At 70.7% G+C, this 25,842-nt stretch carries 18 protein-coding genes and 2 CRISPR repeat arrays; of the genes, 13 read left to right on the top strand and 5 right to left on the bottom strand.

What is annotated here, in order from left to right:
• Positions 1-5: 5 nt before the first annotated feature.
• On the bottom strand, positions 6-782 hold the full coding sequence (locus Sm713_RS04890) for a class I SAM-dependent methyltransferase (RefSeq protein WP_212908436.1): 777 nt from the start codon (positions 780-782) through the stop codon (positions 6-8).
• A 188-nt stretch (positions 783-970) separates the two neighbouring features.
• A CRISPR array of direct repeats spans positions 971-2,767; the repeat unit is 29 nt; unit sequence GGGACCATCCCCGCGGGTGCGGGGAGCAG.
• 370 nt (positions 2,768-3,137) lie between these two features.
• Between Sm713_RS04890 and cas3 the strand changes: the two genes are divergently transcribed.
• Genes cas3 through cas2e form a run of 8 tightly spaced genes read left to right on the top strand, consistent with a single transcriptional unit; the run spans position 3,138 to position 12,483 of the window.
• Positions 3,138-5,972, top strand: a complete 2,835-nt coding sequence (gene cas3 / locus Sm713_RS04885; RefSeq protein ID WP_249416517.1) for a CRISPR-associated helicase Cas3' — start codon at positions 3,138-3,140, stop codon at positions 5,970-5,972.
• A complete protein-coding gene (casA, locus tag Sm713_RS04880) occupies positions 5,965-7,737 on the top strand; it encodes a type I-E CRISPR-associated protein Cse1/CasA (protein ID WP_212908434.1) in 1,773 nt (590 codons plus the stop codon). Before cas3 ends, casA begins: the two co-directional genes overlap by 8 nt.
• A gap of 8 nt (positions 7,738-7,745) precedes the next feature.
• Positions 7,746-8,426 carry a type I-E CRISPR-associated protein Cse2/CasB gene (gene casB, locus Sm713_RS04875; RefSeq protein ID WP_212908433.1) on the top strand — a complete coding sequence of 227 codons (681 nt, stop codon included), beginning with the start codon at positions 7,746-7,748 and terminating at the stop codon, positions 8,424-8,426.
• Positions 8,423-9,616, top strand: a complete 1,194-nt coding sequence (gene cas7e / locus Sm713_RS04870) for a type I-E CRISPR-associated protein Cas7/Cse4/CasC (protein ID WP_212908432.1) — start codon at positions 8,423-8,425, stop codon at positions 9,614-9,616. The genes casB and cas7e overlap by 4 nt, the downstream gene beginning before the upstream one ends.
• On the top strand, positions 9,613-10,356 hold the full coding sequence (gene cas5e, locus Sm713_RS04865; RefSeq protein ID WP_212908431.1) for a type I-E CRISPR-associated protein Cas5/CasD: 744 nt from the start codon (positions 9,613-9,615) through the stop codon (positions 10,354-10,356). Before cas7e ends, cas5e begins: the two co-directional genes overlap by 4 nt.
• Complete coding sequence (gene cas6e, locus Sm713_RS04860) at positions 10,356-11,147, top strand: type I-E CRISPR-associated protein Cas6/Cse3/CasE (protein ID WP_212908430.1); 792 nt, start codon at positions 10,356-10,358, stop codon at positions 11,145-11,147. Before cas5e ends, cas6e begins: the two co-directional genes overlap by 1 nt.
• Positions 11,144-12,118 (top strand): type I-E CRISPR-associated endonuclease Cas1e, encoded by a 975-nt coding sequence (gene cas1e / locus Sm713_RS04855; RefSeq protein ID WP_212908429.1) that lies wholly within the window; start codon positions 11,144-11,146, stop codon positions 12,116-12,118. Before cas6e ends, cas1e begins: the two co-directional genes overlap by 4 nt.
• Positions 12,115-12,483, top strand: a complete 369-nt coding sequence (gene cas2e, locus Sm713_RS04850; RefSeq protein ID WP_212908428.1) for a type I-E CRISPR-associated endoribonuclease Cas2e — start codon at positions 12,115-12,117, stop codon at positions 12,481-12,483. The genes cas1e and cas2e overlap by 4 nt, the downstream gene beginning before the upstream one ends.
• A 91-nt stretch (positions 12,484-12,574) precedes the next feature.
• Positions 12,575-14,796: a CRISPR direct-repeat array (repeat unit 25 nt; unit sequence CTGCTCCCCGCACCCGCGGGGATGG).
• Positions 14,797-15,220: 424 nt separating this feature from the next.
• Here cas2e and ychF read toward each other — a convergent pair.
• A complete protein-coding gene (gene ychF, locus Sm713_RS04845; RefSeq protein ID WP_212908427.1) occupies positions 15,221-16,309 on the bottom strand; it encodes a redox-regulated ATPase YchF in 1,089 nt (362 codons plus the stop codon).
• A 401-nt stretch (positions 16,310-16,710) separates the two neighbouring features.
• On the opposite strand from ychF, the gene Sm713_RS41400 reads away from it, so the two are divergent.
• Positions 16,711-17,562 (top strand): DUF6542 domain-containing protein, encoded by an 852-nt coding sequence (locus tag Sm713_RS41400; protein WP_308293149.1) that lies wholly within the window; start codon positions 16,711-16,713, stop codon positions 17,560-17,562.
• Positions 17,563-17,813: 251 nt separating this feature from the next.
• Here the strand turns inward: Sm713_RS41400 and ppgK are convergent, their stop codons facing one another.
• Both ppgK and Sm713_RS04830 read right to left on the bottom strand, forming a co-directional pair.
• The gene (gene ppgK, locus Sm713_RS04835; RefSeq protein WP_212908426.1) at positions 17,814-18,560 is read right to left on the bottom strand and encodes a polyphosphate--glucose phosphotransferase; all 747 of its coding nucleotides are present in this window, start codon (positions 18,558-18,560) and stop codon (positions 17,814-17,816) included.
• 396 nt (positions 18,561-18,956) lie between these two features.
• On the bottom strand, positions 18,957-20,006 hold the full coding sequence (locus Sm713_RS04830; RefSeq protein ID WP_212908425.1) for a 4-hydroxy-3-methylbut-2-enyl diphosphate reductase: 1,050 nt from the start codon (positions 20,004-20,006) through the stop codon (positions 18,957-18,959).
• A gap of 531 nt (positions 20,007-20,537) precedes the next feature.
• Between Sm713_RS04830 and xseA the strand changes: the two genes are divergently transcribed.
• From xseA to Sm713_RS04815, 3 genes are all read left to right on the top strand, one after another.
• Positions 20,538-21,842 (top strand): exodeoxyribonuclease VII large subunit, encoded by a 1,305-nt coding sequence (xseA, locus tag Sm713_RS04825; RefSeq protein WP_212908424.1) that lies wholly within the window; start codon positions 20,538-20,540, stop codon positions 21,840-21,842.
• 10 nt (positions 21,843-21,852) lie between these two features.
• Positions 21,853-22,170 carry an exodeoxyribonuclease VII small subunit gene (locus Sm713_RS04820; RefSeq protein ID WP_212908423.1) on the top strand — a complete coding sequence of 106 codons (318 nt, stop codon included), beginning with the start codon at positions 21,853-21,855 and terminating at the stop codon, positions 22,168-22,170.
• A 363-nt stretch (positions 22,171-22,533) separates the two neighbouring features.
• On the top strand, positions 22,534-23,736 hold the full coding sequence (locus Sm713_RS04815) for an IS110 family transposase (protein ID WP_212911734.1): 1,203 nt from the start codon (positions 22,534-22,536) through the stop codon (positions 23,734-23,736).
• Positions 23,737-23,890: 154 nt separating this feature from the next.
• Here Sm713_RS04815 and Sm713_RS04810 read toward each other — a convergent pair whose 3' ends face one another.
• The gene (locus tag Sm713_RS04810; protein ID WP_212908422.1) at positions 23,891-24,409 is read right to left on the bottom strand and encodes a DUF4245 domain-containing protein; all 519 of its coding nucleotides are present in this window, start codon (positions 24,407-24,409) and stop codon (positions 23,891-23,893) included.
• 272 nt (positions 24,410-24,681) lie between these two features.
• On the opposite strand from Sm713_RS04810, the gene glpX reads away from it, so the two are divergent.
• On the top strand, positions 24,682-25,713 hold the full coding sequence (glpX, locus tag Sm713_RS04805; RefSeq protein WP_212908421.1) for a class II fructose-bisphosphatase: 1,032 nt from the start codon (positions 24,682-24,684) through the stop codon (positions 25,711-25,713).
• The last annotated feature ends 129 nt before the right edge of the window (positions 25,714-25,842 follow it).

Here is a 25,842-nt window from a genome sequence, read left to right as displayed (position 1 = left end):
GGCGCTCACACGGACTCCCCGACCCGCCGACCGAGGACGAAGGCGAACCGGTCGGGAAGCACCAGAACCGGCTCCGGATGAGCGGCGCGCATCTCCTCGATGCCCTTCTCGATCTCGCTGTCGCTGAACGTGGAGAGCAGAGACATGTAGCGAGCACGCACCATGCCGAGATACTTGTCCCGGTCGATGCGCAGCTCATGCTCGACGTAAGTCAGGCTGGCCTCCAGCCCCGCCGCGCGCAGATGCCCCTCGACAACGGCGGGATCCGGCTGCAACTCCTCGAACCGCGCCAGGGCCGCCTCGAACAGCGGGTACTGGATACTGGCCGGAAGCATCACCACCAGCAACCGGCCTCCGGGCGCCAGCCGGTCGGCCAGGCCACGAAGCGTGCGAGCCGGATCGGCCACGTGGTGCACGGACTCCTTCAACCACATCGCGTCGAGCCGCTCGTAGGGCAGACGCGTACGTCCTTCGGCGATGTCCTCAGCAGACGCAACGATCGGCGTCAGAGCGGCCGGCGGCGGCGTGCCAAGCTGACTGAGCATGGCCTCGGACGGATCGACACACAGAATGGGATGACGAGGCTGGAGCTGACGCGCCACTTCTCTGGCGAACAGACCCGTCCCCGAGCCGACATCGGCGATTCGGTCCGTGGGAACGAGCCGCAACGCATCTGCGATCCGGCCCGACATCCAGGGAACGTAGTCCGGACCGTAGACCCAGTGCTCGTCGTACTCGACTGCCAGCTCCTCGTAATGCCCTCGCATATCGCGCCGCTCCACGATCCCCCTCGCGCCCCTCCTGTGTCGCCGGTCATCCCGCACAAGGCAGAGACAAGGCTATCGCGCGTGCTTACGCGGCGACAGTCCGTAATTTTCCCGTCGTCGCAGGCCTGTGCGGCGGGCGGAGCTCGGCCTACGTCATACGGCAGCAGGCCCAGCTCCTCGCTCGTGAGTCGCTCCCGTCGCGGGGGCCATCCCCCGCGGGTGGGGGGAGCAGGATGAGTCAGGCGTTCGGCGCGGACCTGGACTGGGGCCATCGCCGCGGGTGCGGGGAGCAGCCGTCCCGGCTGAGCCGGTGGAACCCTGCACGGGACCATCCCCGCGGGTGCAGGGAGCAGCAGGAAGTAATCGACATCGGACTCATCCTCGCGGGACCATCCCCGCGGGTGCAGGGAGCAGTTGACCGCGACCCGCGTGAGCGTGTCCGGGTAGGGCCCGTCCCCGCGGGTGCGGGGAGCAGGCGCCGGCCGCGGCCCTCGTTGTCCAGCAGCCGGGACCATCCCCGCGGGTGCGGGGAGCAGCACCCGGGACGGCGTCGCCGCCGCACGCGCGGAGGACCTTCCCCGCGGGTGCGGGGAGCAGGCGACCTCGCCCATGACCTCCAGGACCATGCCGGGACCATCCCCGCGGGTGCGGGGAGCAGACCGCCTTCTACCTCCAAGCCCAGACCGACGGGGGACCATCCCCGCGGGTGCGGGGAGCAGTTTGGCGATCACCCGGGCACGGTCCAGGTGCCGGGACCATCCCCGCGGGTGCGGGGAGCAGCCCATCAAGGTGGAGATTGACGACAGGACAGTGGGACCATCCCCGCGGGTGCGGGGAGCAGCCGAGCGGCCCGTCCTCGTCATGAAACGTCACGGGACCATCCCCGCGGGTGCGGGGAGCAGGCGCGATCCTGCTCGGACTCCGCGAACGTCTCGGGACCATCCCCGCGGGTGCGGGGAGCAGCAGACGATGTCCTCGCTGTCGTCCAGGTCGCCCGGACCATCCCCGCGGGTGCGGGGAGCAGGGCCGCGCGCTCGGCACGAGTCGACAGGCCGCGGGACCATCCCCGCGGGTGCGGGGAGCAGAAGAAGCGTCTCACCCCCTACACCCCGTTCGCGGGACCATCCCCGCGGGTGCGGGGAGCAGACGGGAACAGCGGCGCCGGTCATATTCTGCTCGGGACCATCCCCGCGGGTGCGGGGAGCAGTGGATGCGTCGCGACGAGGAGCTACGTCGCGCGGGACCATCCCCGCGGGTGCGGGGAGCAGACCCCTCACGCCGTGCGCTGGGCTCTCGGAAAGGGACCATCCCCGCGGGTGCGGGGAGCAGCCAACGGCAATGCCGGTACGGTCTGGCCTTGTGGGACCATCCCCGCGGGTGCGGGGAGCAGTCGGCGTCTCCGACCGCTACCCGGACGTGTACGGGACCATCCCCGGGGGTGCGGGGAGCAGCCGAGCTGCGCCAGGGTGGCCTTGAGCTCGTCGGGACCATCCCCGCGGGTGCGGGGAGCAGCCGCCAACGCGCTCGGCATCACCAGCATGCAGGGGACCATCCCCGCGGGTGCGGGGAGCAGCCGCGTGCGTGGTCACGGCGGGCACTCTCCTCGGGACCATCCCCGCGGGTGCGGGGAGCAGATTCGGTTCTCCCTTGATCGTGGACTCTGGCTGGGACCATCCCCGCGGGTGCGGGGAGCAGCTTCCGATGCCCCGACACCTCCTGGACCCCGAGGGACCATCCCCGCGGGTGCGGGGAGCAGGGATGCGGACAACCGGCCCGCACAGCAGACCTGGGACCATCCCCGCGGGTGCGGGGAGCAGACCGTGCTGCGGCTCTGCTCGATGTCGGTGGTGGGACCATCCCCGCGGGTGCGGGGAGCAGGCCTTGTACATGGCGCCGTAGCGGGTCTCGACGGGACCATCCCCGCGGGTGCGGGGAGCAGTGCCTACAGACATTGGGCATTGTCTGGTTCTGGGGACCATCCCCGCGGGTGCGGGGAGCAGACTCGATGACCTGCGACTTTAGCCGGCGGAGGAGCTGGATTTCGAGCACTTCATTCGATTCGGATGAATAGGACATTTGTTAATTAGCTGCCTTGAGCGAGGCCACCCACACCCCAACTCTCCAGCATATGCACTGCGATACGACTCGGCAGTCCGTCTTCTCCAACCACCCCCCAGTTGCTCTTATCTTCTAAATCCAGCCCACACAACACCGTTTCGCATGTATTCCTCTGTCATGAGCGGTGAGCGACGTGCCGAGGAACGTGCATCTGGTGCTGACGGTCTGCTGGGTCGGCTTGGGGCGGCGGCACGATCCGTGTGGGCCAAGCATGATCGTGACACCGAGGGCTGGCTTCCCCTGTGGCGGCACATGGAGGACAGTGCGGCTGTGGCTGGCCTGTTATGGGACCACTGGCTGCCCGTGCGAGTGCGCAGGGTGGTAGCCGAGGCGCTGCCTCAGGGGGAGTCCGACGCGCGCGCCCTCGCCGTATGGCTCGCTGGTGTACATGACATCGGCAAGGCCACTCCCGCCTTCGCCTGTCAGGTGGATCAACTTGGCGACGTCATGCGTGCGCGGGGTCTGGAGATGGGTTCGGCCAAGGCGATGGGGAGGGATCGCCGGATCGCGCCGCACGGCCTGGCCGGGCAGGTTCTGCTGGCTGAGTGGCTGGAGGAGCGGCACGGTTGGGCATCCGCCCGCACAGGTCAGTTCACCGTTGCTGTCGGAGGACATCACGGTGTCCCGCCCGAGCACGGGCAGATCAAGGCCGTCTACGAGCATAAGGAGTTGCTGCGCACCCGAGGCGAGAGTAGTCGTGTCTGGCGGCAGGTGCAGGCCGAGTTGCTCGATGCGTGCGCCGCTCATTTCGGTGTGGACGGGCGGCTCGGGCAGTGGCGGACGGTGAGGCTGCCGCAGCCGGTGCAGGTGCTGCTCACCGCGCTGGTCATTGTCTGTGACTGGATCGCCAGTAATCCTGACCTCTTTCCGTATTTCCCCGACGGGGCGTCGCGAAGCGACGAGGAGCGGCTTGCCGCGGCCTGGCGCGGGTTGGAGCTTCCGGGGCCCTGGAGGGCCGAAGAACCTGCGGAAAGCGCTCAGGAGTTGCTCGTCTCACGGTTCGGGCTACCCGCGGGAGCCACGGTGCGCCCGGTCCAGGAGGGTGCCGTGCTGCTTGCCCGGGAGATGGAGGCGCCAGGTCTGGTGATCATCGAGGCGCCGATGGGCGAGGGCAAGACGGAGGCCGCGCTCGCTGTGGCGGAGATCTTCGCTGCGCGCTCGGGGGCGGGCGGAGTGTTCTTCGCCCTGCCTACGATGGCCACGGGCAATGCCATGTTTCCTCGTCTGCTCGACTGGTTGGGCCGGCTGCCTGGAGTGAAGGAGGCACCGCGCTCGGTGCATCTGGCGCACTCCAAGGCGGCTCTCAACGAGGACTTCGCCGAGCTGATGGCCCGAGGAGGGCGGGTCATGGCCGTCGACGTGGACGAGCCGGTGGATTTGTCCTGGCAGCAGCCCGGTAAACGGCGTCGTAGTGGTGCAGAACTCGTTGCGCATGCGTGGCTGCGCGGGCGTAAGAAGGCCATGCTGGCCTCGTTCGTGGCGGGGACCATCGATCAGTTGCTGTTCATGGGGCTGAAGAGCAGACACCTGGCTCTTCGCCATCTCGCGCTCGCCGGCAAGGTCGTCGTCATCGATGAGGTGCACGCCTACGACACCTATATGAACGTGTACCTGGACCGGGTGCTGTCCTGGTTGGGGGCTTACCGGGTCCCGGTGATCGTGCTGTCCGCGACACTACCCGCCGCACGTCGGCAGGAACTTCTCTGGGCATATGCGGGGGAAGGCACCGGGCCCCGTGCCGAGGTGGGCGCGGCGGGCGCAGCGGGTGCGGCGGGCAGCGCGTATCCGCTGATCAGCGCGGTCGTTCCCGGACGGGCTCCCTTGGTGTGTCGCCCACGGGCGTCGGGACGGTCCACGGACGTGGTGGTGGAGTGGCTCGCCGACGACCTGGACGTCCTCGTCGACCGGTTGGAAGCCGAGCTCGCCGGTGGCGGATGTGTTCTGGTGGTACGCAACACGGTCAGGCGCGTGCTGGAGACCGCGCGTGTGCTGCGGGACAGGTTCGGTGTCGAGGACGTCACCGTCGCTCACTCGTGTTTCGTCGATGTCGACCGGATGGCGAAGGACAGGGATCTGCTGGAGCGCTTCGGACCTCCGGGGAAGGATGCTCGGCGGCCTGAAGGGCGGCACATTGTGGTGGCCAGCCAGGTGGTGGAGCAGTCGGTGGATGTGGACTTCGACTTGCTGGTGAGTGATCTGTGCCCGGCGGACCTGCTCCTGCAGCGCATGGGCCGGCTGCACCGCCACCGGCGCGGAGAGGGCCAGAGTGACCGGCCGCGGCAGCTACGGACCGCCCGCTGTCTGCTCACGGGAGCCGACTGGGGCGACCGGGCAGCAGCCGTGCCCGAACCGGACCGGGGCTCGGTGGCCGTGTATGGCAGGTACACGCTGCTTCGGTCGGCCGCGGTGCTGCTGCCTCACCTGGAAGGCGGTGCGGAGCGCCCTGTGCGGCTGCCGTCGGACATCAGCCTGCTGGTGCAACATGCCTACGGGCAGGGTCCGGTTGGCCCGCCGCACTGGTCTGGCGCGTTGGAGGAAGCTCGTGCACGGTTCGACGAACACCGAGCGGATCAGGCCGAGCGTGCTGCCGTGTTCCGCCTCGGCGATGTGGGCCGTGAAGGACGGTCGCTGTTCGGCTGGGTAGCGGCGGGAGTGGGTGACGCTGACGACAGCCGGAGCGGGCGGGCCCAGGTCCGGGACGGCCGGGAGAGCCTGGAGGTCGTCGTCGTGCAGCGGCGTGACGATGGAAGTCTCACGACTCTCCCATGGCTGAAGGCCGACAGGAAGGGCCGGCAGCGCGGGGGCCTGGAACTACCTCAGGACCAGACGCCGACGCCGTTCGCGGGACGCACGGCGGCAAGTTGCGGTCTCCGGCTGCCCCTTCAGTTCTCCTACGCCGAGACCATGGACCGGGCCATCGCGGAACTGGAGAAGCTGTATCTGCCCGCCTGGCAGGGCAAGGGCAGCCCATGGCTCTCCGACCAGCTGATTCTCACACTCGATGAGGATTGTCAGACCCGTCTGGCAGGCTTCTTGCTCCGCTACAGCCCCCTCGACGGTCTGGAGGTGACCCGCGACCATGACTGAACCTCCTGGGACGAGTAGCCGCACGATCCCGTCGTTCGACCTGACCAGCAGGCCGTGGATCGGTGTGCTCAGACAGGACGGCTCCGAGGACGAGTTGTCCTTACGGCAAGTGTTCGCCCACGTGGGCGGTCTACGGCGCATCGTCGGGGATCTGGCCACGCAGGAGTTCGCCTTGTTACGCCTCCTGCTGGCCGTTGCGCACGATGCTCTTCAGGGGCCTCGTGACATCGAGGACTGGGCGGACCTGTGGAGCGACCCCGAGTGCTTCGCCCCCGTCGAGACGTACCTGGACACCCACCGCAGGCGCTTCGATCTTCTCGATCCCGACGAGCCGTTCTTCCAGACCGCTGGACTTCGCACGGCGAAGGGCGAGGTCTCTCCCCTCAACCGGATCGTGGCCGACGTTCCCAACGGGGAGCCCTTCTTCACCGCCCGGATGCCCACGGTGACGCGGCTGACCTTCGCCGAGGCGGCCCGCTGGGTCGTCCACGCACACGCCTTTGACACCTCCGGCATCAAGTCCGGTGCCCTCGGCGACGCCCGTGTCAAAGGGGGCAAGGTCTACCCGCTGGGCACGGGCTGGGCCGGCGGGCTGGGAGGCGTCTTCGCCGAAGGCGAGACACTGCGTGAGACCCTGCTGCTGAATCTGATGGCGGCCGACACCGAGGAAATGGAGATCGCCGAGGACGACCGGCCGGCCTGGCGGCGCGAGCCGTGCGGTCCGGGTGGGTCCGAGCGCTCCGTGACCGGTCCGCGCGACCTCTACACCTGGCAGTCGCGCCGGCTGCGGCTGCACCACGACGCGAACGGCGTCCACGGTGTCGTCCTCGGCTACGGGGACCCGCTCGCGTCGCGGAACATGCATCGCCGGGAGCCGATGACGGCGTGGCGGCGCAGCACTGCCCAGGAGAAGAAACTCCGCCGGACACCGGTCTACCTGCCTCGTGAACATGACCCTGCCCAATCCGCGTGGCGTGGCATCGCCTCGCTCGTCGCCGATCGGGCCGAGGCCGCGCAGGGAGCGGAGGCGGCGAAGTACCTGCGTCCGGCGATCCTCGAATGGGTTTCCCGGCTGGTCACCGAGGGCCATCTACCTCGCCACTTCCTCATCCGGGCCCGTGTGATCGGCGCCGCCTACGGGACGCAGCAGTCCGTGATCGACGACATCGTCGACGATCACGTGCCGATGCCCGTCGTACTGCTCCACCGCCAGGACCGCACCTACGCCCAGCAGGCCGTCGGGGCCGCGGAGGACGCCGATCTGGCGGTGCGGGCCCTGGGAGACCTCGCCGCCGACCTGGCCCGTGCGGCTGGAAGGGACCACGAAGGACCCCGACGAACCGCCCGCGCAGTGGGCTTCGACGCTCTGGAGGAGCCCTACCGCACCTGGCTTTCCGTCCTGGCCGAAGCGGACGACCCGTTCGAGCGGCGCACCGCCTGGAAACGCTCCGTGCGCCGCCTGATCGGCCGACTCAGCGACGGTCTCATCGAAGGTGCGGGCGACGCCGCCTGGCAGGGCAGAACCGTCACCGACAAGCAGAGCACCCGATGGCTGAACACGGGCCTCGCCGACACATGGTTCCGCAGGCGCCTGGCCAGGCTGCTGACCGGCCTCAACGACATCGGCGAGGACCGCGACGACGAACGCTTCGGTGGCGACCGCCCCGCGCCGGCGCCGTCCAACGGGCCGGAGACCGCCCGATCCGCAACCACCGTGTCTGACATTGACGACCGTGTAACGCCCGATCCGGAGATCCTCGTATGACCCCCCGTATGACCATCGCTTCCGCCCCGCCCACGGTGCGTTCGCGGGTTGCTCATCTCGCGGCTGCCCGGATCACGCCGTGGCAGGAGGGGTACCTCCGTGACAGGCCCAAGGACGTTGCCGCACTCGCCCGCCTGCGCCGCGGCGCGGGCCGGGACGCGGCAGAGCTGCCCGATCTGTGGAGTCTGGTCGACACCAGCCCCCTGCATACCAACACCGACGCCCTTCGGCCGCTGAGCGAGCCGGAGCTGGTCCGGGCGGAGGATGCGCTGCACGCGGCCCTCACCCTCTGGGCGTTCCACCAGCAGTCCCGTGGCGCCCGGATGCACCGCCCACACCAGCGCGAGCGGCCAGCGGGTCTGGGTGCCGGCGTGCGGCGCCTGATGCCGCCGGACGGGATCGACGAGCCCGTCCGCAAACGACTGGTACGCGCCGGAGCCGCTCCTGACCTGCTCACCCTGGTCCAGCGGCTACGCGACATCGTCGTCCTGCTGCGCCGAGCGGACGTCCCCCTCGACTACGGCCTGCTCGCCGGTCAGTTCTATGCCTGGCAATGGCCCGACGGGCCCGGCCTCGTTCGCCGGGAATGGGGCCGCTCCTTCCACACCTGGCAGCATCCCGGACCAGTCGGTGAACACGCGGCCACCTCCCTCACCGAGACCGACACCGACGACAAGGACGCTTCGTGAACCGCATCTTTCTGGACGTGCACGCCCTGCAGACAGTCCCGCCCAGCAACCTCAACCGGGACGACACCGGCGCACCGAAAACGGCCGTGTACGGCGGTGTGCCCCGCGCCCGCGTCTCCAGCCAGGCGTGGAAGCGCGCCATCCGCACCTACTTCCGTGACGAGCATCTGCTGGAACCCAGTGAACTCGGCGTACGCACCAAAAAGGTCGTCGAACTGCTCGCCGAGCGGATCACGGGACTCGATCCGTCCCTGACGGCCGAGGAGGCGCTGCATCTCGCCGACGAGACGGTCAAGGCCAGCGGCCTGAAGACGGAGGTACCCAAACGCAAAGCCGACCAGGCCAAGGACGGCGCACCGGCGCCGGCCCCCGAGACCAAGTACCTGGTCTTCCTCAGCGCCCGCCAGCTCGACGGCCTGGCCCGCTTCGCCCTCGACGGCGCCGCCGACATCACCGGCTTCCTCAAGGACAAGAAGAACAAGGAACGCGTCCGCGAGATCGCGGACACCCGCCACTCCGTGGACATCGCCCTGTTCGGCCGCATGGTCGCGGACGCCGCCGACATCAACGTCGATGCCGCGGTGCAAGTCGCCCACGCGATCAGCGTCCACCGGGTGGACAACGAGTCCGACTACTACACCGCCGTCGATGACGAGAACACCGAGCAGGAGACCGGCGCCGGCATGATCGGCACCGTCGACTTCAACTCCGCCACTCTCTACCGCTACGCGGCCCTGGGTGTGCACCAGCTCGCCGCCAACCTCGGTCAGGGACTGCGCGAGGACGAACCGCGTACCGAACCCGTACGCCGCGCCGTCGAAGCCTTCGTGCACAGCTTCGTCGCCTCACTGCCCACCGGGAAGATCAACACCTTCGGCCACCACACGCACCCGGACGCCGTCGTCGTCAAACTCCGCACGACCCGGCCGGCCAGTTTCGTCGCCGCCTTCGAGGACCCGATCCCCAGCGACCACGGCGGCCATCTACGGGAGGCCTGCGATCGCCTCGCCACGTACATCCCGGACATCGAACGCGCCTACGGCGACGGCGAGACCACCCTCACCTGGGTCCTGCGCGTCGGCCCCCACACCCGCAGGCTCGCGGACCTCGGCACCGAGTCCCCCACCCTGCACGACCTCGTTTCCGCTGTCGGCCTGGCAGTTACGGAACGACTGGAGAAGCCGGCATGAACCGCACGGCCGTGCTCGCCCTACGCCTGGCAGGTCCTCTGCAATCCTGGGGCGCGTCCTCCCGCTTCACCCGCCGCACCACAGAATCCGCCCCCACCAAGAGCGGCGTCATCGGCCTACTCGCATCAGCAGCCGGCCTTGAACGCGGCGACGACAGGCGCCTCGCCCCTCTGGCCGCCTTACGATTCGGTGTCCGCGCCGACCAGCCCGGCACCCGCATCCGGGACTTCCACACCGCCCACCACCCCGACACCGACAAGTCGATGCCACTGTCCGAACGGTTCTACCTCGCCGACGCCGTCTTCGTCGCCGCCGTCGAAGGCGAACACACCCTGCTCAAGGCCCTGCACGAGGCTGTGCGAGCCCCGATGTACGCACCGTTCCTCGGCCGCCGCTCCTGTCCGCCCGCCGGCCCCATCGAACTGGGCGTGTACGAGGACGCCCGCCTGGAGGACGTACTGGAAAGCGTGCCCTGGCAGGCGTCCGGCTGGTACCGCAGACGCCACCGCCACCGGCCCCCTGACACGCTGACCGTCCAGCGCGAGAAGGCGGCCGACGAACCAGAGGCCACGGACACCCTGCGAGACCAGCCGCTCAGCTTCGCCGCCGCACACCGCCGCCACGCCGTGCGCGCCGTCGTCACCACCCAGGTGCCCCTGCCGCCCAACCCACCGGACACGACTCCACGACACGATCTGTTCGAAGCACTGTCCCACGTCCCCGACGATGAGAGCGCCTGATGTTCCTCTCCCGTTTCCGCGTCAACACCGCGCGACCAGGAGCCCGGCGCCTCCTGTCCTCCCCCCAGACCATGCACGCCGCCGTCATGTCCTCCTTCCCCCACCTGCTGCCCACCGACGCCCCGACCCCAGGCACCCCGCGGGTGCTATGGCGCCTGGACCAGCGGGCCCGCGCCGAGATCCTGCTCCACATCGTCAGCCCCGACTGGCCCGACCTCACCCACCTCGTCGAACAGGCCGGATGGCCCGCAGCAGCAGCCCCGGAAAGCCCCGGCTGGGAAACCCGACCCTACGGGCCCTTCCTCGACCACCTGGCCACCGGCGACCACTGGTCCTTCCGGCTGACCGCGAACCCCGTACACACCATCCGCCGCAAAGAAGGCGAACCCCGCAAGATCACCGCCCACCTCACCCCGACCCACCAGATGGCCTGGCTACTCGACCCGGAACGCCAAAAACGCGGCGGCTTCCGCATCCTCGAAAAACCCAGCGACCGACGACTCCTGCCACACGGCACCACCCAGCAGGGCCAGCCCCATCACGGCGACCAATACGAACTGTCCGTATCCGACACGCGCTCCCTGGCCTTCAACAAGTCCCGCATCCCCGACGGCACCCGCACGAAGAAGCTGGTCACCCTCGTCACGGTCACCTTCGACGGTCGGTTGGAGATCACCGACCCCGATGCCATGCGCCGCACCCTGACCCAGGGCATCGGCCGCGCCCGGGCCTACGGCTGCGGCCTCCTCACCCTGGCACCCCTCGCCCAGCCAACTCGGCAGCCATCATGAGCACGATCTCGCAGCGCACCGCCCTCACCCCCAGACACCTCACCCGCACCGCCGAACGCCTCTCCTTCGTCTACCTGGAACGCTGCACGGTGCACCGCGACGCCAACGCCATCACAGCCCAGGACGCCGAAGGCACCACCCACATCCCGTCGGCGACCATCGGCACCCTCCTCCTCGGCCCCGGAACACGGGTCACCCACCAGGCCATGAGCGTGCTGGGCGAAACCGGCGCCGCAGTCTGCTGGGTCGGCGAACAAGGCGTGCGCTACTACGCCTCCGGCCGCGCCCTGACCCGTTCCTCCGCCCTCATGGAGGCACAGGCCCAACAGTGGGCCAACCCGCGCAGCCGCCTCGCCGTGGCACGCGAGATGTACCGGCTCCGCTTCCCCGATGAAGACCCCGCCGGCCTCACCCGGCACGAGCTCCTCGGCCGCGAGGGACGCCGCGTCAAGGACTGCTACCGCGTCCAAGCCGCCCGCACAGGCGTCCCCTGGCGAGGCCGCCGCTTCACCCCCGGCGACTTCACCAGCGGCGACGCCGTCAACCAGGCCATCACCGCCGCCGCCCAGTGCATGTACGGCATCACCCACGCAGTCGTCACCTCCCTGGGATGCAGCCCAGCACTCGGCTTCATCCACTCCGGCCACGAACTGTCCTTCGTCCTGGACATCGCCGACCTCTACAAAACGGAGATCGGCATCCCACTCGCCTTCGACGTGGCCGCACAGAACGAGGAGGACATCGGCTCTCGTACTCGCCGTGCACTGCGGGACCGCATCAATGAAACCTCCCTGCTGGACAGGTGCGTCAACGACATCAAACGCCTCCTACTGCCAGCGACAGCCGACTCCAGCGACCCCGCCACCGACCGGGACGTGGTCAGCCTCCAGAGCGACGGAGGACACCATGTCGCCTCCGGCATCAACCACGACGGCCCCGACAACCACGAGTACGAGGACGCCCTCTGGTGACCGTCATCGTCCTCACCAACTGCCCTGCAGGCCTCAGAGGCTTCCTCACCCGCTGGCTTCTGGAAATCTCCGCAGGCGTATTCGTGGGCAACCCCTCCGCCCGCATACGCGACACGCTCTGGGAAGAAGTCCAGCAATACGCAGGCCAGGGCCGCGCCCTCCTCGCCCACACCACCAACAACGAACAAGGCTTCACCTTCCGCACCCACGACCACGCCTGGCACCCCACCGACCACGAGGGCATCACCCTCATCCACCGCCCCGACCCCAACGCCACCGCACCACCCAGCACAACTCCCCGCGAGAAGCGGCCCCCGTCCGGCTGGAGCAGAGCTTCCAAGCGACGACGCTTCGGGGGAAGCTGATGCACACTAGCCCCTTATGGGCAATTTGCCGGAATCAATGAAAGTGCTCGCATACCGACCCCTGCCCCACTAAAGCCGCAGGTCAGCCAGTCTGCTCCCCGCACCCGCGGGGATGGTCCCGACCGGCGCGCTCGGGCTACGCCCGCCGCCCGCTGCTCCCCGCACCCGCGGGGATGGTCCCGCTTCGGCCGCACCGCACCCGGGGCGCTCGGACTGCTCCCCGCACCCGCGGGGATGGTCCCTGTCATATGCCGTCATGACAGGAATCCTTGTCCTGCTCCCCGCACCCGCGGGGATGGTCCCCTTCTTCTGACCTGCTGAAAGCCGGTCCGCGGCTGCTCCCCGCACCCGCGGGGATGGTCCCTCGCCCGGGTTGGCGGTGCCGTCCTGCGGGGGCTGCTCCCCGCACCCGCGGGGATGGTCCCGAACCACTGAAGTTCGAGGGACAGACCGAAGACTGCTCCCCGCACCCGCGGGGATGGTCCCGTATACGCTAACCGCCTCTCGTGCAAGGTTGGCTGCTCCCCGCACCCGCGGGGATGGTCCCGGCTGCGCGACGGCGACTTGCCACCGCCCGAACTGCTCCCCGCACCCGCGGGGATGGTCCCTCACGCAGGCGCGCATGGTGATCCGGCCAGGTCTGCTCCCCGCACCCGCGGGGATGGTCCCTGCGCCGACTCCAGCGCGATCGCGAGGCCGGCCTGCTCCCCGCACCCGCGGGGATGGTCCCGGCATCCATGCGATCCCGGTCTCGTTCCGCGCCTGCTCCCCGCACCCGCGGGGATGGTCCCGCCTGCGCCTGGTCCTGACCGCGCTGACGGCCCTGCTCCCCGCACCCGCGGGGATGGTCCCACCAGCGCGTAGCTTTTCAGGAAGGACGAGTTCTGCTCCCCGCACCCGCGGGGATGGTCCCTACCCGTCGACAGAACTTGCCTTCTTCCTACTCTGCTCCCCGCACCCGCGGGGATGGTCCCGCGTAGCCGGGCCGGTGCGAACCCCAATCGGGCTGCTCCCCGCACCCGCGGGGATGGTCCCTGCGGCGGCCGAGGTAGGGCGGGAAGACGGGTCTGCTCCCCGCACCCGCGGGGATGGTCCCACGCACAGGGTTTCTCTCACTCTCTGTGTTGCCTGCTCCCCGCACCCGCGGGGATGGTCCCGGAGAGCGCGGTGCCCTGGGCCGGACTCGAACCTGCTCCCCGCACCCGCGGGGATGGTCCACTCGCTCTGAAATGGCAGGATGAAAATCCAAGCTGCTCCCCGCACCCGCGGGGATGGTCCCGGCGAATGCTTGGGTAGCTGTATCCGGTGTCTCTGCTCCCCGCACCCGCGGGGATGGTCCCTTCACCGTTTGCTGCATTGCTTTTCCTTTCGCCTGCTCCCCGCACCCGCGGGGATGGTCCCGCGTCGACGTCGATGCCCTTCACGTGGGCAAGCTGCTCCCCGCACCCGCGGGGATGGTCCCGTCCACAACCGTCCCAGCCCAGCCACCAGCCACTGCTCCCCGCACCCGCGGGGATGGTCCCGGCGAGTGGCTCGCCATCGTGGTGCAGCAACTCTGCTCCCCGCACCCGCGGGGATGGTCCCGCCGGAGCTGACCAGGACACACAAGGTGCTGACTGCTCCCCGCAGCCGCGGGGATGGTCCCTCCCGCATCGCCGGCCTCGGCGCCACCGAGGACTGCTCCCCGCACCCGCGGGGATGGTCCCCCGCCGGCGATCCCGTACCGCGCCCCCGGCTCCTGCTCCCCGCACCCGCGGGGATGGTCCCGCTATCGCCACCGGCCTGAGCACGGCTGCCCTCTGCTCCCCGCACCCGCGGGGATGGTCCCGCCCACGTCGTGTGGGGCTTCACGGGGTGGACCTGCTCCCCGCACCCGCGGGGATGGTCCCGGCCGCCGCCCTCCCTTCCGCATCCGCTGGTGCTGCTCCCCGCACTCGCGGGGATGGTCCCACCGCGTAATACGCCCGGTGCGTGGAGTACGGCTGCTCCCCGCACCCGCGGGGATGGTCCCACGCGTAAGTAGCCCTCCATTTCCCCGATTGCCTGCTTCCCCGCACCCGCAGGGATGGTCCCCATGTGGTCCACGCACTGCGGGCAGTCCTCACCTGCTCCCCGCACCCGCGGGGATGGTCCCAACGTCGGGACACGGGAAACAGCGCGGCCCCCCTGCTCCCCGCACCCGCGGGGATGGCCCCAAGCCTGCGACGTATAGGCCCGGTAAGTCGCACTGCTCCCCACACACGCGGGGATGGTCCCGCGGTCTTCGTGCGCCGGTTGAGCAGGAAGGCCTGCTCCCCGCACCCGCAGGGATGCCCCCACGCCCGCCCCGCCCTCGAAGATGGCGGACTCGAACCCGCGGCCAAGAAGACCCCACGTCTCCCCCACCACCGGTGGCCGAACATGACGGCCCCATCACCGCCCCCGCCCGCCAACCACCGGCAACGACACCACCAACACCCCACCCGGCCCCGACGCCCCCGACAACCGCCCCCAGCACCCCACCCGCAACGGAATCCACGCCCCCACCCACGCCGCCCGCTGCCTGACCCGCCACCAGCCGTATCCAGCACCGATCCAGCAGCGGTACGGACAACCAGGGATGACGACAGATGACGAGACGTCAGTCGATCCAGCACGGATCCAGCAGGGGATACAGCAACGGGGCCGACCCCGAATGGGACCGACCCCGCCTGACCTGCACGTTTGCTAGATCGCCACACCGATGCTACGGCGCCCGCTAAACGTTGAACCGGAACTCCACCACGTCCCCGTCCTGCATCACGTACTCCTTGCCCTCCATGCGGGCCTTGCCCGCCGCGCGGGAGTCGGCTACGGAGCCGGCCTCGATGAGGTCGTCGTAGGAGATGACCTCGGCCTTGATGAAGCCCTTCTGGAAGTCGGTGTGGATGACGCCGGCGGCCTCCGGGGCGGTGGCGCCCCTCTTGATGGTCCAGGCGCGGGCCTCCTTGGGGCCCGCGGTCAGGTACGTCTGGAGGCCGAGCGTGTTGAAGCCGACCCGGGCCAGGGTCGCCAGGCCCGGCTCCTCCTGGCCGACGGACTGGAGGAGTTCCAGGGCCTCGTCCGCGTCGAGCTCCGCGAGGTCCGCCTCCAGCTTGGCGTCCAGGAAGATCGCCTCGGCGGGGGCGACCAGGGTGCGCTGCTCCTCCTTGAAGGCCTCGTCGGCCAGCTCGTCCTCGTCGACGTTGAAGACGTAGAGGAACGGCTTGGTGGTGAGCAGGTGCAGGTCGTGCAGGGGCTCCGCGGACTCCGTGCCCTGGGCGATGCCCGCCGCGAAGAGGGTGCGGCCGCCGTCCAGGATGTCCTTCGCGGACTCCACCGCCTTCAGCTTCGCCTGGAGGTCCTTCTTGATCCGCGCCTCCTTCTGGAGCCGCGGCAGGACCTTCTCGATGGTCTGGAGGTCGGCGAGGATCAGCTCGGTGTTGATCGTCTCGATATCGCTCTTGGGCGAGATCTTGCCGTCCACGTGAACGACGTTCTCGTCCTTGAACGCCCGGATGACCTGGCAGATGGCGTCGGACTCGCGGATGTTCGCCAGGAACTTGTTGCCGAGCCCCTCGCCCTCGCTGGCGCCCCGGACGATGCCGGCGATGTCGACGAAGTCCACGGTGGCCGGAAGGACGCGCGCGGAGGAGAACATCTCGGCCAGCTTGTCGAGTCGCGGGTCGGGCACGCCCACCACGCCGACGTTGGGCTCGATCGTGGCGAACGGATAGTTGGCCGCGAGCACGTCGTTCTTGGTCAGGGCATTGAACAGGGTCGACTTGCCGACATTGGGCAGACCGACGATTCCGATCGTGAGCGACACGTTGCGACTTCCCGGATGTCTGGGCTGGGCTGGGTCAGCGGCCATGATGCAAGGGCCCCATAGGGGCGGCCCGGGTGTGCGGGCCGATCCACCAGTCTACGGGGTTCCGCGGCGGCTCCTCCTACGGCGGCAGCGGCACCCGGGGGCCACCCGTCCTCGCCCGTCCCCCGGCGCCTCCGGGCGGCGGAGGTGGCCGGGGCGGGCCCACCGGCCGCCCGCCGGGCCCCGCTCCGTCGAACGCTTGATGAAGGTCAGCCAAAGTGCGTGTCCAAAGACGTGTTCGGCACATGATCGGACCTAGGTTGGTGCATGTGGACCACCCCAGGACGCGTCCCCCACAGTCACGACCGCGCCGGACCACGCCCCTGCCGCCGCAAGGCGGGCCGCGCGGCTCCGCCGCCGTGTGCCCCGCGTCGAACCGCTCGCGCCGACCCGACCCGCCGCCCACCGACACCGTCGCACGGGGCCTCGCGCGCGCCGGTGCGGTGCTCCTGCACGCCGTGCCGCGTCTGGTGCGGGCCGTCCCCCGTCTCGTACGCAGGCTGCGGAACGCCCCCAACCCCCGGCTGACCGGGATCGGAAGCGGGCTGTTCTGCGCCGCGACGATGTTCCTGCTCGCCTGTCTGGACCGGGTGCTGCTGGACGGGTCACTGATGGTCTACGGGGCGTTGTTCCTGCCGGTCAGCGCGCTGACCGCGCTCTGGGTGCGGCGGGCCGACCTGCTGACCGCACCGGTCGCCGTGCCCATCGGCTTCGCCCTCGGTGCCCTGCCGATCGTGGGCGACGCGGACGGCGGCGTCACCTCCCGGCTGATGGGTCTCTTCACGGCACTGGCGATGTACGCGGGCTGGCTGTACGGCGGCACCCTGATCGCCGGTGTGATCACGACGGCCCGCAAGCTCCGGCTGATCTGGCTGATGAACCGGCGGGCCGCCGCCCAGGGGCGGAACGTGCCGGCGGCGGGGTTCCGCGGGACCGCGACGGGCCGTTCGGGCTACTCCGCTGCTCCGGGGGTTTCCGCGCCGGGGCGCGCGGGGCGGGTCGCGCCCGGTCCCCGGTCTGCCGCGGGGCCCGGGGGCGGTGCCGGTGCCGGGACGGCTTCGCGGACCGGCGGGGGGCGGTTCTCCGGTGGCAAGGGCAAGGGCACCGGTGGTTCCGGGTCCGGGGGGTCGGCAGCGGGGGCTCCCAGGCGGCGGCTGCGTCCGCCGCACCCGGGCGAGGGGCCGCCCCGCCCTCGGCGGCGTCCCGCCTGACGATCAACGGGGCACGATCATCGGGCGCGGGGCGCGATCATCGGGGCGCGGGATCATCCCGCGCCCGCGGCCGGTACGACGGGGCCTGGCATCCGGGCGGATCCGGCATCCGGGCCCCCGGGCCGCACCTGCCGCCTGGCCGAACCCGCCACCCGGGCCGAGCCGCCGCCTGGCCGGATCCGCGGGCGAGCCCGGGGGCCGAGCCTGGGGGCCGGACCTGGAGGCGAACCCGGGGGCGAACCCACGGGCCCCTACGCCTCCTTCGCCGCCTGCATGGCCGCTCCCACGATCCCCGCGTTGTTCTGCAGGCGCGCCGGGACCACCTCGGCCTCGATCCCCTCGATGAGCGGCAGGAACTTGTGCGCCTTGCGGCTGACTCCGCCGCCGATGATGAACAGGGACGGTGAGAAGAGCATCTCGACGTGCGCCAGGTACTTCTGCACCCGCTTCGCCCAGTGCTCCCAGCTCATGTCGTGGTCTTCCTTGACCTTCGTCGACGCGTGCTTCTCGGCGTCGTGCCCGTGCAGCTCCAGGTGGCCGAGTTCGGTGTTGGGCACGAGGCGGCCGTCGATGAAGAGCGCGCTGCCGATGCCGGTGCCCAGGGTGAGGACGAGGACGGTGCCGCCGCGCCCGCGGCCCGCGCCGAACTGCATCTCGGCCACTCCCGCGGCGTCCGCGTCGTTGATCACGGTGACGGGCAGGCCGCCCGTGCGCTCGTGCAGCATGGCCCGGGCGTCCACGCCGATCCAGGACTTGTCCACGTTCGCGGCCGTCCGCACGGTGGATCCGTCGGCGATCACGCCCGGGAACGTGATGCCGACCGGGCCCTGCCAGCCGAAGTGGTTCACGACCTCGGCGACCCCGTCGGCCACCTTGTCCGGCGTCGCCGGATGCGGCGTCAGGACCTTGAACCGATCGTCGGCGAGGTCGCCGCGGCCGAGGTCCACAGGGGCGCCCTTGATGCCCGTGCCGCCGATGTCCACACCGAAGATCTGCATATTCCTACGTTACGGCGATCAGGCCTCGTCACGCGCGCTCAGATCCGCCCCGGACAACGGGCCCGGGGTGGATCGTCGTCTCTTGGTCACCTGGAGGGCGAGGGCGCGCAATCTGCGGTTTCCCTGGCGCGTAGCGTGCGGTTTCGCTCGCGCGTAGCGTGCGGTTTCGCTCGCGCGTAGCGTGCGGTTTCGCTCGCGCGTAGCGTGCGGTTTCGCTCGCGCGTAGCGTGCGGTTTCGCTCGCGCGTAGCGTGCGGTTTCGCTCGCGCGTAGCGTGCGGTTTCGCTCGCGTCTGCGGTGCGGTTTCCCCCGCCTCCGGTGGGCGCGCACGCTGGGTCTCCGGTGGGCGCGCACGCCCGGTGTGCAGGGCGCGGGCCCGCGGTGTGCGCCCGGGGGCCTACGAGCGCCCGGCGCCGCCGGTCGCGTCCGCCTCCGTCGCCGTGCCGGCCGGTTCCGCACCCGCCTGGCCCCCCGCGGCGAGGGCCGAGGCCTCGGCGCGCAGGTCGCGGCGGAGCTCCTTGGGCAGCGAGAACGTGATCGACTCCTCGGCGGCCTTGACGATCTCCACGTCCTCGTAGCCGCGGGCCGCCAGCCACTCCAGCACGCCCTCGACGAGCACGTCGGGCACGGAGGCTCCGGAGGTGACGCCGACCGTGCCGGCACCCTCCAGCCAGGCCTCGTCGATCTCCTCGGCGAAGTCCACCAGGTGGGCGTCGCGCGCGCCGGCGAGCTTGGCGACCTCCACGAGCCGCTTGGAGTTCGAGGAGTTCCGCGAGCCGACCACGATCACCAGGTCGGCCTCGGCGCCCATCTGCTTGACGGCAAGCTGGCGGTTCTGGGTGGCGTAGCAGATGTCGTCGCTGGGCGGCGAGACGAGCTTCGGGAACTTCCCCTTCAGGGCGTCGACCGTCTCCATCGTCTCGTCGACGGAGAGCGTGGTCTGGGAGAGCCAGACGACCTTGGAGGGGTCGCGGACCTCCACCTTGGCGACGTCCTCGGGGCCGTCGACCAGGGTGATGTGCTCGGGGGCCTCTCCGGAGGTGCCGATGACCTCCTCGTGGCCCTCGTGGCCGATCAGGAGGATGTCGAAGTCCTCCTTGGCGTACCGCACGGCCTCCTTGTGGACCTTCGTCACCAGGGGGCAGGTCGCGTCGATGGTGGCCAGCCTGCGCTCGGCTGCCTCCTCGTGGACGACCGGGGCCACGCCGTGCGCGGAGAACATCACGATCGACCCCTCGGGCACCTCCGCCGTGCGCTCGACGAAGATCGCGCCCTTTCTCTCCAGGGTCTGCACGACGTGCTTGTTGTGGACGATCTCGTGGCGGACATAGATCGGGGCCCCGTACTGCTCCAGGGCCTTCTCGACGGCGATCACGGCACGGTCCACGCCCGCGCAGTAGCCACGGGGGGCGGCGAGCAGGACGCGGCGGGCTGACGAAGCGGTCATGGCCACCATCGTAAGGGCGGCGCGTCCGCCCTTACGGATCCCCCCGGGTGCGGCGCGGGCCGCTCTGGACGGTGACCGTGCGGGTCGGTGGGCGACGCCGGTTCGGGCCCAGGTTGCACGGGCGACGACGGGCGCGTTCCCTTTCGGCCTCCGGCGGGGGGCGGTGGGCGGCATGGGCGGCATGGCAGTGTGACGGTTTCGTCGTGGTTGCTTGCTCCCCCACTGCCTTGAAGGCGTGGGAGGTACCCCCATCCCCGCGCCCCTCAGAGGGCGCTACGCGCCCATCAACTGCGCGACCGCAGGGCCACAGCTCTGGACACAGGTGCGCACAGTGGCCCCAGGGGGCGCGGGGAACTGCGCACGCAACCGGCCACCCGCCGCAGCCCGGCCACGGCCCAAGCCACGCCTCGCCGTCCGCACCCGGACACCCCCGCACCGGGGGCAGCGGGGTACCAAGGGCACCGCGGGCACCGCGGGCACCGGAACCGTTGGCGGCCGGGACTGTCGGTCCCGGCCGATACGCTCGGGCGCATGGCTGTGAACACGTCCGCGGACGCCCCGCTGCCCGTCGGCCAGGTGTCGCGGCTCATCGGCGGGTGGATCGACCGGCTGGGCGCCGTGTGGGTGGAGGGGCAGATCACCCAGCTCTCCCGGCGGCCCGGCGCGGGCGTCGTCTTCCTGACCCTGCGCGACCCCTCGCACGACATCTCGGTGAGCGTCACCTGCTACCGCGCGGTGTTCGACGCGATCGCCGACGTCGTCTCGGAGGGCGCCCGGGTCGTCGTACACGCCAAGCCGGAGTGGTACGCGCCCCGCGGCCAGCTCTCCCTGCGGGCCACGGAGATACGGCCGGTGGGCGTGGGCGAGCTGCTGGCGCGCCTGGAGATGCTGAAGAAGGCGCTGACGCGCGAGGGCCTCTTCGCTCCCGAGCGCAAGAAGCCGCTGCCCTTCCTGCCGCAGCTCATCGGCCTCGTCTGCGGCCGCGCCTCCGCCGCTGAGCGCGACGTGCTGGAGAACGCCCGGCACCGCTGGCCCGCCGTCCGCTTCGAGGTGCGCAACGTCGCCGTGCAGGGCGTGCACGCCGTGCCTCAGGTCGTGCAGGCCGTCAAGGAGCTGGACGCGCTGGACCAGGTCGACGTGATCATCGTCGCGCGGGGCGGCGGCAGCGTGGAGGACCTGCTGCCGTTCTCCGACGAGCAGCTGGTCAGGGCGGTCGCGGCGTGCCGCACGCCGGTGGTCTCGGCGATCGGCCACGAACCCGACAACCCCCTGCTCGACCACGTCGCCGACCTGCGCGCCTCCACCCCGACGGACGCGGCGAAGAAGGTCGTGCCCGACGTCGGCGAGGAGTACGAGCGGGTGCGCTGGCTGTCCGACCGCGCCCGCCGGGGCATGGCCGCCCTGCTCGACCGCGAGGAGCGCGGCCTCGCCCACGCGCTCGCCCGGCCCTCGATACAGCACCCGCACCGGATGGTGGACGAGCGCGAGCAGCAGATCGGCACGCTGACCGACCGCGCCCGCCGCACCCTCGGCCACCTCCTGGACCGCGCGGACTCGGAGCTGATGCACACCCACGCGCGCGTGGTGGCCCTCTCCCCCGCCGCGACCCTCAGGCGCGGGTACGCGGTGCTCCAGAAGGCCGACGGCCACGTGGTGCGGGCGCCCGGCGAGATCGCGGAGGCGGAGGACCTGCGGGCGCGGGTGGCCGCCGGCGAGTTCACCGTACGGGTGGCCGCGCTGCCGCCCGGATCCGCGGACGCCGACGATCCCGGTGCCCCGGACCCGTCCTCGCCGCCCGCGCCGCCTTCTGACACCGACATCACTACGGACTCTTAGGGTGAGGCCCATGAGCAGCAGCACGGAAGCCGGTCCCCAGGAGGCGGCCCTCGGCTACGAGCAGGCACGGGACGAGCTGATCGAGGTCGTCCGCCGCCTGGAGACCGGCGGCACCACCCTGGAGGAGTCCCTCGCCCTCTGGGAGCGCGGCGAGGAGCTCGCGAAGGTGTGCCGCCAGTGGCTGGCCGGCGCTCGGGCACGCCTCGACGCGGCGCTCGCCGAGGGCGAGGACGCGGACGTCACCCGGGCGGAGATCCACGAGACGGGCGCGGACGGCGACACGGAGGCCGGAGGCGGCCCGGAGGCCGACGGCCGTCCGGAGGCCTAGAAGGGACGCCTAGGAGGGATGCCCAGGACGGGTCGGCGAGCACGCGGGGGCGCCCGCGCTGCCAGGCGCCCGGGCCGTCACGCGCCCGGGGCTCCGGGGCCGCCCCCGTTATCTTTTTCGCGGTCCTGCAAGAGGGCCGCTGGCCTCCGGGCCCGGCATGACTGTGTCCCCCTGTCCGAGATGACGTGGGGGGTGGTGTTCACCGGGCCCGAGAGGTGCCGTCGGAGCCGCTGATGAGAGGTCCGGCCACCGTCCGGTCCGGCGCAACGCCGGACAGTTCACGGGCGGCAGGTCTGCATAACGTGGATGCGCGCGTACGACACCGAAGCCCAGGCCAGCCGCACCAAAGGAGCTGACAGCACGATGTTCGACACCGGCGACGTGGGCGTCTTCCTCGGCCTTGACGTCGGCAAGACCGCCCACCACGGCCACGGACTCACCCCAGCCGGCAAGAAGGTCTTCGACAAGCCCCTGCCCAACAGCGAACCGAAACTGCGAGCCGTCTTCGACAAGCTGGCCGCCAAATTCGGCACCGTCCTGCTGATCGTGGACCAGCCCGCCTCGATCGGCGCTCTGCCACTGACCGTGGCCCGGGACGCAGGCTGCAAGGTCGCCTACCTGCCCGGACTTGCGATGCGCAGGATCGCCGACCTCTACCCGGGCGAGGCCAAGACCGACGCCAAGGACGCCGCGGTCATCGCGGACGCCGCCCGCACCATGCCCCACACCCTGCGGTCCCTGGAACTGACCGATGAGATCACCGCCGAACTCACCGTGCTGGTCGGCTTCGACCAGGATCTTGCCACCGAGGCCACACGCACCAGCAACCGCATACGCGGCCTGCTCACACAGTTCCACCCCAGCCTCGAACGCGTCCTGGGCCCGCGGCTGGATCACCAAGCAGTCACCTGGCTGCTGGAGCGCTACGGATCCCCATCCGCCCTCAGGAAAGCCGGCCGCCGCAAACTCGTCGAAACCATCCGACCCAAAGCCCCGCGCATGGCCCAGCGGCTGATCGACGACGTCTTCGACGCACTCGACGAACAGACCGTCGTGGTCCCGGGGACCGGCACGCTCGACATCGTGATCCCCTCGCTGGCCCGCTCGCTCGCGGCTGTCCACGAACAGCGCCGCGCTCTTCAAGCGCAGATCGAGGCCCTGCTGGAGGAGCACCCTCTTTCCCAGGTCCTGATCTCGATGCCGGGGATCGCGGTCAGGACCGCTGCCACCCTGCTGGTCACCGTCGGCGACGGCACCAGCTTCCCCACCGCCGCCCATCTCGCCTCCTACGCCGGCCTGGCCCCGACCACCAAGTCGTCGGGCACATCGATCCACGGCGAACACGCGCCACGAGGCGGAAACCGCCAGCTCAAACGGGCGATGTTCCTGTCCGCTTTCGCCGCCTTGCACGATCCCGTCTCCCGCACCTACTACGACCGCTGCCGAGCCAGGGGAAAGACTCATACCCAGGCTCTCCTCCGCCTGGCCCGCCAGCGCATCAGCGTGCTCTTCGCGATGCTCCGCGACGGCACCTTCTACGAACACCGAACCCCACGCCCCGCTTGACCAAGGACATAGAGGCACCCCCCTGAGCCGCGCCGCCCGCCGCGTACGCCCCGGACCACGCACCGCGCCCCGCCCACGCCGCTCAGACCGGCGATCGACGGCGACAGCGACAGCGGCGTCGACGCCGACGCCCCCCGAACCGCCATCGCACCGCTCAGGACGTCTTCAGCGCCTGCGCCATCTTCGCCAGCTCGCTGAACGGCGCGGTGCCCGTGACGACCGTCGTGGCGGACTTGTCCTGGCGGACCAGGGCGTCGTAGCGGCCGCCCTGGTAGCGCTGCCAGACGTGGTCGCCTATGCGCTGCGTGGCCGCCGTCTTCCTGGCACCCTGGCTGGCGCTCGCGATGAACGGGGCGGACTCCTGCGTGGACTGCTCGACGGCGACGTACTGCCCGCCCGGGCCCAGGAAGCCGAGGTGCCAGGAGTTGAACCTGTCGCCCTGGAAGCGCACGGACGTCGCCTTCCACGACGTGGGCAGGCCTTCGGGCGCCGCGACCGGGTAGGGCGCCGCGCGCCGTGCCGTCGTCAGCTCGACGCTGTAGTCGACGCGCTTGACGGGGCTCTTCGAGTCGTCGTGCGGGATGAAGACGTATATGACACCTGCGACGAGGGCGATGACGCCCAGCGACAGCAGCATGTCCCGCACCTTCTGCTTGCCTTGCCTGCCTGCCACGCCCCCATCGTCGCAGGCGGTCGCGCGCACGCCGCGACCACCCCGCCGCAGCGTGCCGCCGCACGACCCCCGCCGACCTGGAAACCTCCGGCGCACCGGCCGCTCGGGCGCCATACCTGCCCGGAACAGGGCAGCGACCTTCAGCAGTGACCAGACCCACACCCTCTGTATGCGCTCATGCGTGGTGGCCCCTGCTCATCGGGGTGAGACAACGGTTATTGTCGGAGACAACCCCCGGCCGGCCGTGGCCGTTTCAGGAAGGTGCGATTGCGATGACCGAGCACCATCTGCCCTCCGAACTCGAGGTCTCCCCCGAGGCCCCCGACCGCAACCTTGCTCTGGAACTCGTCCGCGTCACCGAGGCCGCCGCGATGGCCGCGGGCCGCTGGGTGGGCCGGGGCGAGAAGAACGGCGCCGACGGCGCCGCCGTACGCGCCATGCGCACCCTCGTCTCCACCGTCTCGATGAACGGCGTGGTCGTCATCGGCGAGGGCGAGAAGGACGAGGCGCCGATGCTCTTCAACGGGGAGCGGGTGGGCGACGGCACCGGCGCGGAGTGCGACATCGCCGTCGACCCGATCGACGGCACCACCCTCACGGCGAAGGGCATGCCCAACGCGGTGGCGGTGCTGGCGGCCGCGGACCGGGGCGCCATGTTCGACCCGTCCGCCGTCTTCTACATGGACAAGCTGGCCACGGGCCCCGAGGCCGCGGACTACGTGGACATCGACGCCCCGGTGGCGGTGAACATCCGGCGGGTCGCCAAGGCGAAACGGTCCTCCCCCGAGGACGTCACCGTCGTCATCCTGGACCGTCCGCGGCACGAGGGGCTGATCAAGGAGGTCCGGGAGACCGGGGCGCGCATCAAGCTGATCTCCGACGGCGACGTCGCGGGCTCGATCCTGGCCGTGCGCGAGGAGAGCAGCGTGGACCTGCTGCTGGGCATCGGCGGCACGCCGGAGGGCATCATCTCGGCCTGCGCCATCAAGTGCCTGGGCGGCACCCTCCAGGGGAAGCTCTGGCCCAAGGACGACGAGGAACGGCAGCGCGCGATCGACGCGGGGCACGATCTGGACCGCGTCCTGGACACCGATGACCTGGTCGCCGGCGACAACGTCTTCTTCGTCGCCACCGGCATCACCGACGGCGAGTTGCTGCGCGGTGTCCGCTACCGCGCCGAGACCGCGATGACGTCGTCGCTGGTGATGCGGTCGAAGTCCGGCACCATCCGGCAGATCGACTCCACCCACCGGCTGGCGAAGCTGCGGGCGTACAGCACCGTCGACTTCGACCGCGCGAAGTAGGCCGCGGGTGGCGGACCGCGCGAAGTGAGCCGCGCGAAGCAGGACCGCGCGGGGCCGCCCGAGGCGGCCCCCGACGGGCTCCGGCGCCCCTGCGGCTGCCGGGGCCCCGGCCCTGGGGTCCCGACCCCG

The organism is Streptomyces sp. TS71-3, assembly GCF_018327685.1.
Lineage (GTDB): Bacteria > Actinomycetota > Actinomycetes > Streptomycetales > Streptomycetaceae > Streptomyces.
This window is presented reverse-complemented; position numbering and strand designations above follow the sequence as displayed.